The organism is Gabonibacter chumensis, assembly GCF_024741215.1.
Lineage (GTDB): Bacteria > Bacteroidota > Bacteroidia > Bacteroidales > Marinifilaceae > Gabonibacter > Gabonibacter massiliensis.
On record NZ_JANSKB010000002.1, the window covers coordinates 1 to 18,178 of the forward strand.

Here is an 18,178-nt window from a genome sequence, read left to right on the forward strand (position 1 = left end):
CGGACAATAAAGTTTACCCGAGCGAGACCGGCATGTACATCACGAAGATCATGTTCATGGGAGTACTGTCTGCTATTTTAATTTTCATAGCCATATTTATATGGATACGGAGAAGAGGGCGATAGTAATTGCGTGGTGATTTTTACTCATCGCTCGTTTCTCTGCAGGCTTATCCGGCGGGAGACGGCGATGATTTTTGGACAATATGGTTAGAATTTTTAAATAAACCGAGGGGAAATTTTGTAGTGTGTAATTAGCCGTATTGACTTGTAATGTTGATCTAAAGAGGGGTCGTTTGGAGACGAACGATCCCTCTTGTTTTTAGGGTCGAATCATCGATTCAATAAGGATTGAGCATGATATGGAAACGGATAAATAGGTTTTTGTACTCTATTTTACTGGTCCGGTGATAAAATATTGGAGATGTATATGTAAAATTTTTTTTATATTTTTCACTATCGAGTGTATTAAAATAAAAAATTATTTATTTATTTTTGTTAGCCGGATGTAGTATTTGTGTAAAAACAATAATCATGAGAATTGTAAACAAGTTTTTTCTTCTGCAGCTACCGAAAGCTGGTTTTTGTATGCAAAGAGTGTTTGTAAGGCAAAAAGAGAGTAACAAAATCAGTGGGAATCTAAAATTGTTTATTAAACTTATGTAAAGAAAATAGCAGGGGTATCCTGTCGTATCTCTTTGTACAAGTTTCTGAAAAAAATAGGTTTACCTATTATAGAAGTTATTTTGAGCAAAACAGATACAGGGAAAATATACTTTCGATAAGTTATTATGATGAAACGGATGCATTTTAATCACAATTATAAGTAAATCTATTGTATGGAAGAATCAATTGTAAAAGTAGAAAATTTATCCCATCGTTACACGATCCAGTGGGCTGTGCGGGATATCAATTTCGAGATCACCAAGAACGGTATTTATGGTCTGTTGGGTTCCAATGGAGCGGGTAAGTCGACCACGATGAACATCATGTGCGGTGTCTTGCGTCCCACGGAAGGAAACGTTTATATCAAGGGCGTGAGTATCCGTGAGAACCCTGTAGAGGCGAAACGCCATATCGGCTTTTTGCCCCAGACGCCGCCCTTGCACCCGGATTTGACGGTGACGGAGTACCTGGAGTATTGCGCCGGCTTGCGTCACGTCCCGGACAGCGAGATATCGACGGCCGTGAAGGAAGTTATGGGCAAGTGCGGTATCAGTCATTTCAACAAGCGTTTGATCCGTAACCTCTCCGGGGGTTATCAACAACGCGTGGGTATAGCGCAGGCCATCATCCACAACCCGGAGTTCGTGGTTTTGGACGAGCCGACGAACGGTCTGGACCCTAACCAGATCGTGGAGATCCGTCACCTGATCAAGGAGATCGCGGAGGATCGCACGGTAGTCTTGTCGACGCATATCTTGTCAGAAGTTCAGGCGACTTGCGACTACATCCGTATGATCGAGCAGGGTAACCTTGTTTTCTCCGGTACGGTAGACGAGTTCGATAATTACATCATCCCTAACACGCTGGTGGTGACGCTGGTTGCCGCCCCTTCTGTTGACGAGTTGCGTTCAATCCCTGGCGTGAGCGGGGTGGAAGAGCTGGGCGGGATGAAGTATCGCCTTCAATACACGGATTTCCAGGAGGTTACGGAGCGACTGGTGGAGACGAGTGTCTCCCGGGGATGGAGATTGACGGAGGTTTACCAGGAAAAGAGTTCCTTGGATGCCGTTTTTGCCGAATTATCAAAGAAATAATTTTAAAACACGTTTACAATGAAGACAATATTCAAGATAGCGAAGACGGAGTTACAAACTCTGTTCTATTCCCCGATCGCGTGGTTGATCCTGATCATCTTTACCTTTCAATGCAGCATGGCCTTCTCCGATTTAATGGGAGGGATGGTACGTTCCAATTCTTTAGGCTACGGAAACTACAATGTTACCGGAGGTCTTTTTGACGGTTGGAGAGGTTTGTTTGTAACCGTTCAATCTTATCTTTACCTTTACATCCCGTTGTTGACGATGAGCTTGATGAGCCGGGAGTTCGGTAGCGGTTCAATTAAATTACTGTACTCCTCTCCGGTGACGAACTGGCAGATCATTCTGGGGAAGTACGCCTCGATGATGGTGTACGCTCTCGTTTTGATCGGAGTTTTAATGATCTATGCTATATATGCAATTTGTGCCGCCAAAAATATCGATATTCCGTATATCCTTTCCGGGTTATTGGGATTATACTTGCTGATCTGCGCTTACGCGGCGATCGGTTTGTTCATGTCGAGCCTGACCTCTTACCAGATCGTTGCCGCTGTAGGAACTTTAGCGGTTCTTGCGGCCTTATCTTACGTGAAAGGACTGTGGCAGGAGATCGATTTTGTCCGGGATTTGACCTTCTGGTTGGCCATAGACGGTAGAGCCGGAGAATTTGTTGACGGTTTGATCTGCTCGGAAGATGTCATTTACTTTTTGATCGTAATCCTTTTGTTCCTGTCTATGGCTGTGATTCGTTTACAAGCTCGCAGACAGAAGAGTTCTTGGATGGTAAACTGGGGAAAATACGTGGGTGTATGGTGTGTTGCCCTGTTTATCGGTTACCTCTCTTCCCGTCCGTCTTTAATGTCGTTTTACGATGCGACGCGTACGAAACATAATACGTTGACGCAAAATAGCCAGGATATCGTTGCCCGCATGGACGGTAAATTGACGATTACGACCTACGTGAATATTATGGATCGTTTTTATTGGTATGGTTCTCCTTCCAGTCGGAATTGGGATTTGGAACGTTTTAAACAATATGTTCGTTTCAAACCGGATATCACGATGAAATATGTTTATTACTATGATTCGATAAAGGATATGAAGAGTCTCGAAAAGAGATATCCCGATATGACCTTCGAGGAAATGGTAAAAAAGACGATCGAAATCATCAAATTGGATTCGAATAAAATATTGAAACCGGAACAGATTCGCGAACAGATCGACCTGAAGCCGGAAATGAATCGTTTCGTTCGTTTGTTGGAGAGGGAGAACGGTCAAAAGACCTTTTTGCGGGTGTTCGATGACATGATGGTTTTCCCGGGAGAGACGGAGATCTCTGCTGCTTTCAAACGTTTAGTAATGAAATTACCGAAAGTTGGATTCTTAACCGGACATGGAGAGCGTAATACGGAACGTCAGGGAGACCGGGATTACAGTAGTTTTACGCAGGATAAGCCTTTCCGCTATTCATTGATTAACCAGGGATTCGATTTTGAAAATGTAACGTTGGACAAAACGATTCCGGAGGATGTGAATATTCTTGTGATTGCCGAGATGCGTCAACCGTTGACGGCTGAAGAACAAGCGAATTTGGATAATTATATTGCCCGAGGCGGAAACTTGTTTATCGTGGGAGAACCGAAACGTCAGGAAATTATGAATCCGGTGATCGAACAGTTTGGTGTTCAGTTTATGCCGGGTGTTCTTGTTCGTCCGACGGAGAATTTCCAAGCAGATCTGATCGTAGCCCGCCCGACAAAAGAGGCAGCCGATTTCTCTTATATCTATAACGCTATGAGACGTAGAGAATTGGTGATTACGATGCCGAGTGCTACCGGATTGGATTACACGACAGATAAAGGTTTCGATGTAACGCCGTTGTTCGTGAGCGACACCATCAATTGTTGGAACGAGTTGCAGACGACAAACTTCGTGGATGACACGGCCCGTTTCAATCCTTCTACCGGAGAGATCCAGAAAACATTCGTGACCGGATTGGCATTGTCGCGGAAAGTGGGAGAGAAAGAGCAAAAGATCATGATCTTCGGAGACGCTGACTGTGTAAGTAACGGTGAATTCAGCCGGAGCCGGAAGGATATTCCTGCATCCAACTATTCGATCATACAAGGAGCTTTCTTCTGGTTATCCGATGAAGAAGTGCCTATTGATGTTCGTCGTCCCCGCTTGACTGATGACAAGGTTTATGTAGGTGAAACCGGAATGTATATTACGAAGATTGGATTTATGGGAGTATTGCCTGCTATTTTACTTTTCATAGCTATATTCATATGGATTAGAAGAAGAGGCAGATAATAGATAGAATATAAATTTTAAAGATTACCGGAGTTTCATCGATTTACAAGGTTGAAACTCCGGTTTTTTATGGTTGAAAAGGTGATTTGATTTTAAAATGTAGATTTTAAATTGTAAATCGAACGTTGAATTCTTGGATTTTCAACCTGCTACGATCGTCTGTCTTTTTAATTTTGATCACGTAATCATTTAATTACAGAATCACTTCACTGCATAGTTGTAACCCGTCCTATTCTGTATCCTATAAGAGCAAAATAGAGAATTACCGCGTAGCAGGGAATGACGAGCCAGTAAGCTTGTTGATAGCCCCAAATGCTTGTTAAAGAGCCATAAAGCATGGGAAGTAGAGCTCCTCCCGCGATGGCCATAATCAGTAAGGCCGATCCTGTTTTGGTGTGTCGTCCTAACCCGTATATGGCTAACGGGAAAATGGCCGGCCACATGAGGGAATTTGCCAGGCTTAATAAAGAGAGACACCAGATTGAAATCTCCAGAGGCAAGAAAATAACCCCGCAACCTAAAATTAGTCCTAATACAGCGCAATAGGAGAGGGCTTTTTCTTGACTGATGTATTTAGGAATACAGATGATGCCGATAATATAACCTACAATCATGGCCAACATGGAATAGGTCGGAAATACCCGGGCAACATCCATGGACATGCCTTGAGCCGTCCCGTAACGAATGATGGAATCCACTGCAATTACCTCTACCCCTACATACAGGAAGAGGGCTAATACGCCGACCCATAGATGAGGAAATGAAAAAATCGTACATTTGTCTTCCGGTGACAGAGAATCGCAATCGCCTTCGGGGTCGTCGATATAAGGAAGGGGGGAAAATTTGACAAATAACCCTAAGATAACAAAAGAGATCATGATAATAATGTATGGAATGATCGCCTTAGAGGCTAAAATATCTAAGGCAGCAACTCGTTCGACGACTGTCATGTGTTGCAGGTTATCTTCCAGCTGATCGATATTTTTTAACATGATGGAACCTAAAATCAATGGACTGATGGCTCCCGCTACTTTATTGCAGATCCCCATGATACTGACTCTTTGCGCGGCACTTTCCGGCGGACCCAATTCTATGACATAAGGATTAGAAGCTGTTTGAAGTATGGATAAGCCGGTTCCCATGATAAATAATCCTAAGAGGAATAACCCGTAGGTTCGGGTTAAAGCGGCGGGAATAAAGGCTAAAGCTCCGAAAGCCATAATAAGAAGCCCTAACATCATACCGTTCTTGTATCCGGTCTTCTTTAAAACCCAGGAGGAAGGTAATGCCATGACGAAGTAGGCAATATAGAAAGCGAAAGTTACAAGATAACCTTGCCACTCTTCCGTTAATTCACAAGCTATATTTAAATAAGGAATCAGGGTTGCGTTTAGCCAGGTAACGAATCCGAAAATGAAAAAGAGGATACCGATAATAAAAATCCCCGTTCCGTAAGCATTTTTGTTTGGTTTCATTTTGTTTTAATGTATTTGGAATGTAACTTTTATCATACCACACGCGTGCATCGAACGATTTCAAAAGTAAGGACTAAAATTAAGAAATAAAAACCAAACTGAAAAATTAAGTAAATAATGGAATAAGATAGGAGGAAATTATTATTTGCCGGGTAGGACTTATACATATGATTTGGAATAATGGATTTATTATTTTAGAGCATAGGTTGTTTTATAATATATAATCTTTTGTTTCTATATATATTTTTTTATTTTTGAAAATCCAAAGTCACCTTTGCGAAAGTGTGTAATGTAAAAAAAGTACAAGTGTTAACAGATGAGGTACTTATAAGACAGCTTCATGGAGGTAATCATTTAGTATTTAGGGAGATATTTAATCGATATTATTTCCCTTTGTGTTCTTTTGCTTCTCGTTATATAGAAAATGATGAAGTTACGGAGGATTTCGTGCAAGATGCTTTTGTAAAGGTATGGGAGAAAAAATCGGATTTTATTTTATTGGCAAGCTTAAGGAATTATCTGTACGCGAGTGTAAAAAATGCATGTCTCGATTATTTGCGACATAAACAGATGCAATTACGGCATGCCTCTGACTTAACTACTTTTTTTTCGGAGAGCGATGAGGAAAAATTTAAGCTGGAGGAGGAAGTACATGCTTTGATCTATGAAGCGATAAAAGGATTGTCGGAGCAGTCTCGTCGTGTCGTACTGATGACGATGGAGGGATGTTCGAATCCTGAGATTGCTGAAAAGCTGCAAATATCGCCGAATACCGTTAAGACGTTAAAACTACGTGCGTATCGGACGTTGCGGGAGCGTCTGTCCGGTGTTCAATGGCTTATGTTTTTATTACTTTATTCTCCCCTTTGAGTATATTCTTTGATTTTCTCTGAGGATCGGTTTTATTTTAGCATTTTTTCTATAAAAAAAGGGGTAGAGTGTCACCCTGTTTCGAGATAGGTTCGTTTTAAGGGAAATTGATATAAAATGGACCATGAGAGTGTTGAAATATCGAATTTGATCTATTGTTTTTTGAAAGGAACTCTGGATGACAAGGGACGAGGAGAGTTGGACCAATGGCTGGTAAAGCCGGGTAATCGGGAATTGTTCGACCGGATTTGTGATAAAGAACGTATGTTAAAAAAATCGTTTCGTTTTGATCGGTATGATAAGGAAAAGAGTTGGAAGCAGTTGGAGGAGAGGGTGGGAGTTGGTCGAAAGGGGATTCGGAAAAGATGGATTGTTGCTGCTTCTTTTATTATACCGTTCTTTGTTGTTGCCTGGCTGTATATGCGCGAGAATCCTCAGCCTTTGCCTTCCGCTGAGGTGGAAAAAGAGATTGTTCCGGGTATGGTTTGTGCCCGTTTGGAATCAGCCGACGGACAGGTTGTCTATTTGGGGAAAGATTCGATAGGTACGCTTGTTTTAGCTAACGGTGGAGTTTTAAAAAATAGTAACGGAGGAGTTGCCTATTTGCCCGATTCTATATCGGGTTCCCGAAACAGGTATCATGTCATGACTACCCCGAGAGCCGGGGAATTTAAATTGGCTTTACCAGATGGAACGATCGTTTGGATGAATGCGGAATCTTATTTGCGGTTTCCGGAGATTTTTACGGATGATTGCCGGGAAGTATATGCTAAAGGTGAGCTTTATTTTGAGGTGACGCCCGATAAGAGCCGACCTTTTAGGGTGAAAATAGAGAATGGGTACACGGTTGAAGTATTGGGAACGGAGTTTAACATGAGAGCCTATGAAGGATTACCGTTGGCGACGACTTTAGTAAAAGGAAGGATCGTAATCGGGAAAGGAGAGAAACAGGTGGTTTTAAAGCCTGGTCAGCAAGCGGTAAGCCCGGTTGATAGTGAAATAATTCAGGTGAAAGAGGTGAATGTCGAGTCTTGTATTGCTTGGCGGAAAGGTTATTTTCTGTTCGATAACGAACGTTTGGAAGATATTATGTACGAATTGAGCCGGTGGTATGATGTGCAGGTATTTTTTGAGAATCAGCAAGTAAAAAATGAACGTTTCTCCGTGGAACTTCGTCGACATGATGATTTTAAAGATGTTTCGGATTTGATTGAACGTACCGGTTCTGTGAAAATAACGATTGATGGACATGCTGTATTTGTGAGATAAAAAGACGAGGGATGTTACCAGCATCCCTCGTGGAAGTGCCCAAGGGCACATTGTGAAACTTTAATGTTACAAATTTATGAAAAAAAGTGGACAAAAGGGGCTGTACCGACAGACCCGAAAGAAATTTTTGTTGGTTATGAAGTTAACAACGGTATTTTTGTTGGCAACTTTTCTGTCTGTTTCCGGATCTATTTTGGCGCAAAAAACAACCATTAAGGTTGAACATGCGAATTTGAAAGAGGTGTTCAAAGAGATAAAACAGAAAATGGGATACACTTTCGTTTTTAATGAACGTGTGGTAAACAAGGTTGGAAGGATTTCCCTGGATATTACTTCCGATAATGTAAAATTGATCATGGACAAGTGCCTGGAAGGAACTTCTTTAGGGTATTATATTCAGGATGAGGTGATTGTTATTGTGAACAAAACGGATCAATTGGCCCGGCAGGTAAAAGAGGCGTTGAGGATCAAAGGAAAGGTGGTAGATCGGGATAGTCTTTCCATTCCGGGAGTTACGGTATTGTTACGGGGTACGACTATCGGAACGGCTACGGATAAGAATGGATTTTTTTCCATCGAAGTTCCTAAAACGGATAGTGTCGTATTGGAATTTTCTTTCGTGGGCATGAAGAGAAAAGCAATTGTGGTGAGAGGCACGGAAAAAGAGGTAAAACTGTTATACGTGATGATGGAAGAAGATAAGGAGGAGTTGGGTGAAGTGGTCGTGACAGGTATGTTTAATCGTAGAAAAGAGGGATTTACCGGATCGGCCGTAACGGTCAGAGGGGAAGACATAAAAAAATTCAGCACGACCAATATAGCCAAGGCCTTATCGGCCATAGATCCCAGCTTTCGGATCATGGATGATATAGAGAACGGTTCCAATCCGAATCGATTGCCGGATTTGCGTATGCGGGGACAGGCCACATTACCCGGCGGAAGCAATGCCGGCACCTCGGCTGATATGGTGACTTTACAAGGAGAATACGATACCTATCCGAACAAGCCCCTATTGATTTTGGATGGTTTTGAAATCGGTTTGCAGACCATGGTGGATATGGATCCGGACCGGGTAGAGTCGATTACCCTTTTGAAGGATGCGGCTGCAACGGCGATTTACGGGTCGCGTGCAGCCAACGGGGTGATCGTGATCGAGTCCAAAACTCCGAAAGAGGGACGTTTGTGGGTGACTTACGGTGGTAATGTGCGTATCGAGACTCCCGATCTTTCCGATTATAATTTGATGAATGCGGCTGAAAAATTAGCCGTGGAGTTAAAAGCGGGGGTGTACGATAACACACTTTCGTTAGAGGAGTTGGAACGTTATCAGGCGAAGTTGAGAGAGGTTAGACGGGGTGTGAATACCTATTGGTTGGATAAGCCTTTGAGAACGGCCGTTCAGCATCGCCATGCGCTGACGTTGGAGGGAGGGGATAGGGCTTTACGTTATAAACTCTATTTCGGTGCCAATTTTACACCGGGGGTGATGAAAGATTCCAAACGCAATACCATGACCGGATCTTTAGATTTGCAATATCGTTTTAAAAAGGTGCTGTTAAAGAATAGCGTTACCGTTGATAATTCGCTCGGGGATGAATCGCCTTGGGGTGATTTTAGCGAATACACGAAACTGAATCCTTATTTACGTCCGTACGGTCCTGGTGGTGAAATATTAAAGCGTTTGGACTCCTTTGATAACCAATTTCGCGGTTATGAAAATACGAGTTACGCGAATCCGATGTATGATGCCACGCTTCATACGAAAAACCGGACGACTAATTTCGGGGTGAGAGAGCAATTCAGCGTGGAATATAACCCGACGGATGATGTCCGCTTGACGGGAGCCTTTTCTCTTTCCAAAAACAATGGGAAAACCGACGTGTTCCGGCCGGCACAGCATACGGCTTTCGATAAAGAGAAAGATCCGACTAAAAAAGGGGATTTCCGTCGTACGCAGAGAGAAAATCTCTCCTATTCATTGGATTTGACGGCCAGTTACAATAAACTTTTCGGACAGGTACATTACGTGACGGCAAATACCAGAATGTCTGTTCAGGAAAGTCGTAACGAGAGTTACGGGGCTTACGTTACCGGTTTCCCGAACGAGAATATGGACGATATCCTTTTCGGTAAGAAATATAACGAAAAGATGACAGGAACGGAGAATACAAGTCGTTTGATCGGTTGGATCGGGAGTTTCGGTTATTCATATAACTACAAGTATTCCGTTGATTTCAATATTCGGCTGGACGGCTCTTCCCAGTTCGGTAAGGATAATCGGTTTGCTCCTTTTTGGTCGGCCGGTTTGCGGTGGGATGTGAAAAAGGAGCAGTTTATGTCCTGGATCGGTTTTATTTCCGATTTTGTTTTGCGGGGATCTTACGGGGTGACCGGAACACAAGGATTCGCACCTTATCAATCTCGGGAGCTCTATTCGTATGGGGAATTGTTAAAGCCTTACGTATCTTCCGACGGAACGGGGGTTGAGTTGGTAGCCATGCCGAACGAAAAGTTGAAGTGGCAACAAACGGATACCTGGAATTTAGCATTGGAGCTGGGAGTTTTAAAAGGACGGATTACGGCTCGTGCCGAATATTTTCAGAAATTAACCAAAAACTCTTTGACCCAGATTACGCTTGCTCCTTCGCTCGGTTTTGCTTCTTATCCGGAAAATATGGGGACCTTGGAAAATAAGGGAGTCGAATTGAATATCTCTTTCATTCCTTACCAGAATCCGGCTAAATCGGCTTATTGGATCATTTCGTTGAACGGTTCCCATAACGCGGATAAATTGAAGAAAATATCCGAGGCCATGAGGAATATGAACCGGGTAAATTCCGATCAGATGAGTGATATCGGGACGGCAAAGAAGAACGGTTACAAACCGCTTCCGCATTACGAAGAGGGAGAATCGATCAACCGGATTTGGGTGGTGAGGTCTTTGGGAATAGATCCCGCAACCGGAGACGAAATCTTTATGAAGCGAAACGGGGAGATGACCGGTGAATGGGAAGCCGTGGATTTGGTTCCTTGTGGAAATACGGAACCCAAATGGCAGGGAAATATAAACACCTCTTTTACCTATAAGGGATTCGGGGTCAACGTGAGTTTTCGTTATAAATTCGGAGGTCAAATATATAATCAGACGTTGGTGGATAAAGTTGAAAACGCCGACTTGATGTATAATGCCGATAAACGGGTTTTGAATTTAAGATGGGATGAGGTCGGTCTGGCTGCCCGTTACAAAGGACTTTCCAAAGGAGTAAATGGGGCGGCGACCAAAGCAAGTTCACGTTTTATTATGGATGAGAATACTTTCCGGATGGGATCGCTTTCCCTGAATTACCGTATGGATAAAACGAACGCGAAGTATATTGATCGTTGGGGATTGAGTTCCGTGGGGGTAACCTTTAATATGGAGGATTTATTTTACCTCTCTACGGTAAAACAGGAGAGGGGATTGAGCTATCCTTTTGCCCGCCAATTCTCCTTTTCGTTAAATGTGTCGTTTTAATTAAAAATTTAAGCATATGAAAAATATAGTTATCATAATACTGATCGCGTGGAGTATCTCTTCTTGTTCCGATTGGCTGGATGTGCAACCGAAGACGGCTATTCCTGCCGATAAGTTATTTGAAACGGAGTCGGGTTTTAAAGATGCATTGACCGGATTCTATATAAAAATGGGAGATATCGGTTTGTATGGCAAAGAGTTGAGTTATGGTTATTTGGAAGCTTTGGCCTGTAATTATGATGGTTATCCTGAATATAGTGGCTTATCTTGGAAACCGAGGATATACGAATACGACCATCTTTTTTTATCCAAAAAGGACGGTATCTATTTGAAAATGTACAATATCATTGTCAATATCAATAATTTTTTAGTTTATTTGGAAAAGAACCGTTCCGTGATTAAAACCGAGCACTATTACGAGATTATGAAGGCAGAAGCTTTGGGATTGCGGGCATTCTTACATTTTGACCTGTTACGGTTATTCGGGCCTGTGTACAAAGAAAATCCCACGGCGAAAGCGATTCCCTATCGGACCTCTTTTGATCGGCAAGCTACTCCCGTATTGGCAGCCGATCAAGTTGTCGAGTTGTTGTTAAAAGATTTGCAAACGGCGGATTCTTTACTGGAGAAACATGATACCCGTTTCTTCTGGAAAAAATGGGAGAGAGAAGATCTACCCGATTATGACATATTTTTAGATCAAAGGCAGACACGTATGAACGTTTATGCGGTGCAAGCTGTGTTAGCCAGGGTTTATTGTTATAAAGGCGATGAGGCAAGCAAGGCAAAAGCGGTTGAATATGCGAATAAGGTGATTAATGCTCCTGATTTTGAATTATTGAGAAATGCCCAATCTTTTTTATATGGTGAACAAATTTTCGGTTTGAATGTGTATGAATTTGATAAGGTTATTACTAAACATTTCAATACCGTAGTTGATAATACTTCAGCCGGACAACATTTCAGTATTTTAAAAAGCAGATTTGAAAAGATATACGAATGGGGGGAAGGCGGAAATTCGGATTGGCGTTCTCAACTCAAGTCTTTTAAGGATAAAGCAGAGGGCAGAGGATATAAATATTGTCGGAAATACGAACAGGACGGCCTGTCCGATTATAACGGAAAGGATATGCTGGCTTTGATTCGTTTACCTGAAATGTATTATATCGTGGCAGAATGCGCGGATGCGCCAACCAGCGCGGAAGCATTGAATACGGTGAGATGGGCTCGGGGGATTTCTTATGATGACGAGATTATTGCAGGTGCACATTACGATCGGTTGGATACCCGTCCGGGATACGACGATACACAGACCTATCGGGTAAACGAGTTGATGAAAGAGTACAGGAAAGAGTTTTATGCCGAAGGAAAGTTGTTTTATTTTTATAAACTGCATAATTACCAGACTTATGAAGGAGCTCCTTTGAAAGACGTGAGAGATAAATACCGGTGGCCCTTGCCGGATAACGAAATTATTTTTGGTAATAATAATTAAAACGACGAGTGATGAAAAAATATAAGTTTTTATTGTTGTTTCCGGTGATAGTGTTAAGCTATATCGGATGTGAACAAAATGAAATAGCTCTTTATAACGAGTCTCCTCGAATTAATTTTTTGTGGAGTAGACAATCTTATACTTTTCAGGATACGGATTATGTGAAAGGACATGAGTACAAAGAGTTGAAGATAGAAGTGGGATTGCAGGGATATTTATTACAATCTCCGTTGGATTTTGTGGTGAAAACGGAGGCGGGGAGAGCTTACGGGACTCGTGCGGAGGTCGTGTTGTCTCCCAAATATACTTATACGGCTCTTGATACGAATAGACAGTGGATCTTTTTTAAGGTAAAACGTCCGGAAAAACCTACTCCGGCAAACGAGCCGGAGGGGGCTATCTTGAAATTCGATCAGAGCGATCCGGCCCATCGGTTTGCTCCCGGACGAGTGGACATAGATTCTTGCCGTATAGAAGTGTCATACGATATAAGACCGACGGATGCGATGTGGAATGCCAGAAGGTGGGGAGATTACAGTTCCGGTAAATATTTTTTTATGATGGATTATTTTAAAACGGTTTATAAAGATATGGAGGCCGGAAGATTAGCAGAATTAAAGCAAGCTTACGAGGAACATAAACGGATTCATGGTCCGATTCTCGATGATAAAGGTTTGGAAATAGCATTCCCGGATTAATTAAAAAGAAGGTATTATGGAAAAGATAGTAAAAAATACGATTTTATGGATATTTGTCCTTTTGCTGTTGTCTGCTTGTTATGACGATAGAGGGTCATACGGTTATCATGATATAAATGAGGTCGCTGTTACCCTTCCCGTAACACAAGGGGTACGTTTACCAAAAATCGATTCGGTGTTGGTTGAAATAACTCCGGAATTAAAACAGACACGAATGGAAAGCGAGTCCAATTTGAGTTTCCTTTGGCAAAGAAAATTGGAAAGAGAGTCTGAAGAAAATTGGAAAGTCTGTGGAGAAGAGAAGACCTGCCGGATATATATAAAACCGATGGATACCAAAGATATCCGTCTTCGGCTGACCATCAAGGATAATTCGGAAGGAACGATTTGGTATAAGGAAATGGTTCTGAAAGTTATCCAACCATACAGTAAAACTTGGTTCGTGTTACAGGAGGAAAATGGTAGTGCCGTGTTGGGTGCGGTTGACGGAGAAGGAAACTCTTCTATAATTATTCGCAATGTTTATAAAGAAGAGTTCGGAAAAGAATGGGACTTGCCAGGAAATCCGCGTTGTTTAACCGGAAATATCGAATTTGGGAGTTATCTGAGTATATTTATGCCGGATGCGAATCCTATTCAACGGGCGATTATGGTTTTGACGGATCAGGATATGAATGTACTGGAAGCCTCTACTTTCGAAACGCTTTGGTCTTTAAAACAGATGTTAATGCAGGATGGAATTACTTTTTCTCCCCGTTATTTAAGTTCGATAGGCGGTGACAAGGGAGGAGAGGTGTTGATTAATGATGAAAAGATGTATTACGCCAATATGGATGGTTATTCCATATATAACTCGGTGCAAGCAGATGGTTCTTATATTGTTCGTACCGTAGGAAATATGAGTGATCGATACATTGTTTATGATGAAGAGAATCATCGTTTTTTGACATTTGTGGGAGGGTACGATTATGTTCAGGAGATGTATTTGAACAGCTATATTAGAAAGGCAGGGATGGCATTTGTTGATACCCCAGTTGCATTAGAACTTATCGGCGAGAACGAAGAAAATGAACATACGAAAAATGTGTTTGACCCGAACCGGGTGAATCCGGCTTTAACGATGGTAAGTATGAGCGAAATGTCTGATGGAATAAAGATGTTGGCTTTTGCCTATCGTGAAGTTGAGCGGGAAGTGCATGTGTTCGAATTTTCTGTTGACGGCTGGATGTCGGGAGATAAAGAGAATGCCCGTTGTTCAGGAAAATTCGTGATTCCGTTTCCGGAGGGAGCAAAAGGAGAAGATTTATGTTTTGTTACTTCTCAAGGTTTTGACCGTATTTTTTTTATGTCTTCCGGAAACAAAATTTATAAGGTGGATTTAAATCGTAATACACCTAAAGTTTCTATGATATACGAGCATGAAAATACGAATGTAAAAATCACCGGTTTGAAATTTAAATATTACGCTAATTTTTGGGAGGAGAGTGGTAATATAATTCCTTATGCTCGGATGTTGGGGGTGGCGTTGGAATATGGAGCTAATCAGGGAGGTATAATGGAGATGCAACTGAATACCGCAGGAGACGTAGACCGGAATATAAATAGTACGTTCGAATATAGAGGCTTTGGAAAAATTGTGGATTTCTGCTATACGTTTAAATAATTCGCAATAGATATCCGGGATTATTCCCGGGAGACAAGTATTTATCAATCGGAGAGACGTCCCGTGCTGGCGTCTCTCTGAATTTGTGGTAAAATTAAGTAATCTTTTTTAGAAAAATTTCGTATATTGTAAAAAATGAAATTTAGAGATTATGGAAAGAAGTTTGAAAGAGGCGTTAAAGCTTAGAAGAAGCTATTACGCTATCGGTAATAAATCGTTAATTCCGGATGAAGAGATTGAAAATATCGTAAAGCTGGCCGTGAAACATATTCCTTCGGCTTTTAACTCGCAATCAACCCGGTTAGTTCTTTTGTTAGGAGAACAACATCGGAAGTTTTGGGAGATCGTGAAGGATACTCTACGCAAGATTGTCTCTACCGAAGCGTTTAAGGCAACGGAGAATAAGGTGAATAATTCTTTTGAGGCGGGATACGGTACGGTGTTGTTTTTTGAGGATCTGTCGATAGTGGAAGGGTTGCAGAAAGCCTTCCCCTTGTATCATGAAAAGTTTCCGATTTGGTCCCAGCATACTTCGGCTATGCATCAGTTAGCTGTATGGGCGATGTTGGAAGATGCCGGTTTCGGAGCTTCCCTCCAGCATTATAATCCACTGGTAGATAAAGCAGTCGTGGCGAAGTGGAGGCTTCCTGAAAATTGGGAATTAGTGGCACAAATGCCGTTTGGCGTACCTCTTCAGGAACCTGGCCCAAAAGAGTTTAATCCGATAGAGGAACGCGTGAGGGTTTTTAAATAATTTGTTCGAGAGGGAATTTCCCTCTCGAATTTTATTATATTCTCGATAGATCCGTTTAATAACCTATATTTTATTGATATTAAATGAATGCTACGATTGGAGTATGATTGCCATATGTCTATTCGTGGATATCGATTTCCCCCGAAGCTGTGGAAAATATTTATTATTCCAAATTTTATTGTATATCATATAAAAACATGTATTTTTGGATGCATAAATTGATGCGAATGTCGAATAACATGCGTTATACAGATGAATACACGGATCCTGAAATATTGGATGTCGAATGTCCGAAGGTATTCGAGAACGTGTTTCATGAATATTACGCTTCGCTTTGTTATTTTGCCAATAAATTTGTGCATGATCAGGAAGTGGCAAAAGATATCGTGCAGGACGTATTTATCAGTTTGTGGGAGTCGAGTAATAAATTTAGCAATCTGATAGCGTTAAAATCATTTTTATATAATTGTGTACAAAACAGAGCTTTAAATTATTTAGAAAAACGAAATAATCAGGAAAAAGCTAATCGGAAGTTAGGAGAACCCGCGTATGAGGAGGAAAAAATCTTTTGTATGCAGGTAGAAACGGATGTTTTTAAAGAGATATTTGTTATAATAGAAGAACTGCCTGCCGAATGTAAGCGGATCTTCAAAATGAGTTATATCGAATTTTTGGATATAAAGACGATTTGCAAGCGGTTGCATGTAGCCGAAACAACCGTTAAGACACAACGTCGACGAGCCAAAAAATTTTTACGAGAACGTTTAAAGCATTTGTATCCTGTTCTTGCCTTTTTGTTTTTTTGATTTTACCATGTGCCGTTCTTTTTTGTTTGAAAGGAATTATTTTTCAAAAAAGAACTTCTCTTCGCCGAATGCCGGATGAAGTTGATCGAACCAGGTGGCATAGGGATCATATCGGGCGAAAAAAGGAACATCCACCCACCTGGATTTTTTTCCTTGTAGAAAGCGTAACACGAATATTTTTTCTCCTTTCACTTCGCTCATGCCCACTATTTGGATTTTTCCCGGTTCCGTACTCATGCTTGGTCCTCGCACCGTACGGCACACACCGCTAACGTGACTGTAGGCGTCGCGGAATATACGCCAACAGCGTTCCAACGGAAGTTCGAAAAATGTTTTTGATCCGGTATCCCGGGCTACAAACATATAATAGGGGATCATATTCATATCTACTTGTTTTCTCCACATTTCACTCCAAGTTTCGGGTTTATCGTTTATATGTTTAAGTAGGGGAGATTGCGTCCTTATCTGCGCCCCGGTATTGCGTATCCGTTGTACAGCCTCTTTTACCGCGGAGGTAGATAGTTCTGCCGGATGGTTGAAGTGGGCCTGGATGGCTAAATTGCGTCCCGAGGCGACCACTTGCCGGAATAACGCTAACAGTTCGGGAGCATCCTTGTCAGACAGGTAACGATACGGCCAATAAGCTAAGGACTTTGTACCGATACGAATGGTACGGATATGGGAGAATCGTTCGGATAACAGGGGAAGAATATAGGATGTTAATATAGAGGCTGACATCGTCATGGGATCGCCTCCGGTAAACAGTATATCGCTGACCTTTTTGTGACTGTCCAAGTATTGATAAAGCAGATCAGCCTCTTTCATGTGAAATTTTAAAGAACTCATTCCCGAGAATTGCGGCCAGCGGAAACAGAAGGTGCAATAGGCGTGGCAGGTTTGTCCCTGTGCCGGGAAAAACAGGACGGTTTCTCGGTATTTATGCTGCACTCCTTTGAGTTTTACCTCTCCCAGCATGGGGATATTGTACTCTTGTCCGGCCGGATTCGGATTTAATTTTATACGGATTTTTTCGATCTCTCTTTTTAATATCTCTTTATCGGCCTTGTTTTCCAATAAAAATTTGACCTTATTGTAAGCGGTGGCGGGTAGCATCTCACTACGGGGAAAAGTAAGGGTAAATAGGGGATCGTCAGGAATATTGTCCCAGTTGATCAGTTCATCGATGACGTAATTATTGGTCTTAAATGGCAACACTCGCCCGACGACTTCAATGGCTTCTATTTGTGCCGGCGTCAATTTTGAGAGTTGAGGAATCGCTTTGTAATTATGGAGAGTAAAAGAATTATATTCCATTATTTTTATTGGTTTTAGTACATTATCTACAAATATATGATTTTTTTCCATTAACATAGAATATAATGTGTTAATATTTAATTATTTGCGGTATTGGTTTTATTTTATAGCTTGCGGTTTCCTGTATTTTCCTGGAAAATTTAAAAATATGGTTAATATTGTTGGGATGTAATTTGTTAATTCATAGTGTTTTGAATCACTGATTCGTTTGTTTCTCTTTTTATCGGATTCGTTTTGCATAAAAT

12 protein-coding genes are annotated in these 18,178 nt (G+C 41.6%); 10 read left to right on the plus strand and 2 right to left on the minus strand.

Annotation, left to right across the window (positions count from 1 at the left end; all coding sequences use genetic code 11):
- The first annotated feature begins 838 nt into the window (after nucleotides 1-838).
- The gene (locus tag NVS78_RS06560; RefSeq protein WP_286358475.1) at nucleotides 839-1,759 is read left to right on the plus strand and encodes an ABC transporter ATP-binding protein; all 921 of its coding nucleotides are present in this window, start codon (nucleotides 839-841) and stop codon (nucleotides 1,757-1,759) included.
- Between the two features lie 18 nt (nucleotides 1,760-1,777).
- On the plus strand, nucleotides 1,778-4,075 hold the full coding sequence (locus tag NVS78_RS06565) for a Gldg family protein (protein WP_286358476.1): 2,298 nt from the start codon (nucleotides 1,778-1,780) through the stop codon (nucleotides 4,073-4,075).
- A gap of 206 nt (nucleotides 4,076-4,281) precedes the next feature.
- On the opposite strand, the gene NVS78_RS06570 is transcribed toward NVS78_RS06565, so the two are convergent.
- A complete protein-coding gene (locus tag NVS78_RS06570; RefSeq protein WP_286358477.1) occupies nucleotides 4,282-5,550 on the minus strand; it encodes a sugar MFS transporter in 1,269 nt (422 codons plus the stop codon).
- 306 nt (nucleotides 5,551-5,856) lie between these two features.
- Between NVS78_RS06570 and NVS78_RS06575 the strand changes: the two genes are divergently transcribed.
- The 8 genes from NVS78_RS06575 to NVS78_RS06610 all read left to right on the plus strand — a co-directional run bounded on the left by NVS78_RS06575 (nucleotide 5,857) and on the right by NVS78_RS06610 (nucleotide 16,619).
- Nucleotides 5,857-6,420 carry an RNA polymerase sigma-70 factor gene (locus NVS78_RS06575; protein WP_286358478.1) on the plus strand — a complete coding sequence of 188 codons (564 nt, stop codon included), beginning with the start codon at nucleotides 5,857-5,859 and terminating at the stop codon, nucleotides 6,418-6,420.
- A gap of 117 nt (nucleotides 6,421-6,537) precedes the next feature.
- Nucleotides 6,538-7,689 (plus strand): FecR family protein, encoded by a 1,152-nt coding sequence (locus NVS78_RS06580; protein ID WP_286358479.1) that lies wholly within the window; start codon nucleotides 6,538-6,540, stop codon nucleotides 7,687-7,689.
- Nucleotides 7,690-7,954: 265 nt separating this feature from the next.
- Entirely contained in the window at nucleotides 7,955-11,203 is a 3,249-nt protein-coding gene (locus NVS78_RS06585) for a SusC/RagA family TonB-linked outer membrane protein (RefSeq protein WP_434802131.1), read from the plus strand.
- A gap of 16 nt (nucleotides 11,204-11,219) precedes the next feature.
- Nucleotides 11,220-12,698, plus strand: coding sequence for a RagB/SusD family nutrient uptake outer membrane protein (locus NVS78_RS06590; protein ID WP_286358481.1), 1,479 nt, complete (start codon nucleotides 11,220-11,222; stop codon nucleotides 12,696-12,698).
- A gap of 11 nt (nucleotides 12,699-12,709) precedes the next feature.
- On the plus strand, nucleotides 12,710-13,396 hold the full coding sequence (locus NVS78_RS06595) for a hypothetical protein (protein ID WP_286358482.1): 687 nt from the start codon (nucleotides 12,710-12,712) through the stop codon (nucleotides 13,394-13,396).
- A 16-nt stretch (nucleotides 13,397-13,412) separates the two neighbouring features.
- Entirely contained in the window at nucleotides 13,413-15,059 is a 1,647-nt protein-coding gene (locus NVS78_RS06600) for a PKD-like family lipoprotein (protein WP_286358483.1), read from the plus strand.
- Between the two features lie 151 nt (nucleotides 15,060-15,210).
- On the plus strand, nucleotides 15,211-15,813 hold the full coding sequence (locus tag NVS78_RS06605) for a nitroreductase family protein (RefSeq protein ID WP_286358484.1): 603 nt from the start codon (nucleotides 15,211-15,213) through the stop codon (nucleotides 15,811-15,813).
- 209 nt (nucleotides 15,814-16,022) lie between these two features.
- A complete protein-coding gene (locus NVS78_RS06610) occupies nucleotides 16,023-16,619 on the plus strand; it encodes an RNA polymerase sigma-70 factor (protein WP_286358485.1) in 597 nt (198 codons plus the stop codon).
- A 36-nt stretch (nucleotides 16,620-16,655) separates the two neighbouring features.
- Here NVS78_RS06610 and NVS78_RS06615 read toward each other — a convergent pair whose 3' ends face one another.
- A complete protein-coding gene (locus tag NVS78_RS06615) occupies nucleotides 16,656-17,933 on the minus strand; it encodes a KamA family radical SAM protein (protein WP_286358486.1) in 1,278 nt (425 codons plus the stop codon).
- Between the last annotated feature and the right edge of the window lie 245 nt (nucleotides 17,934-18,178).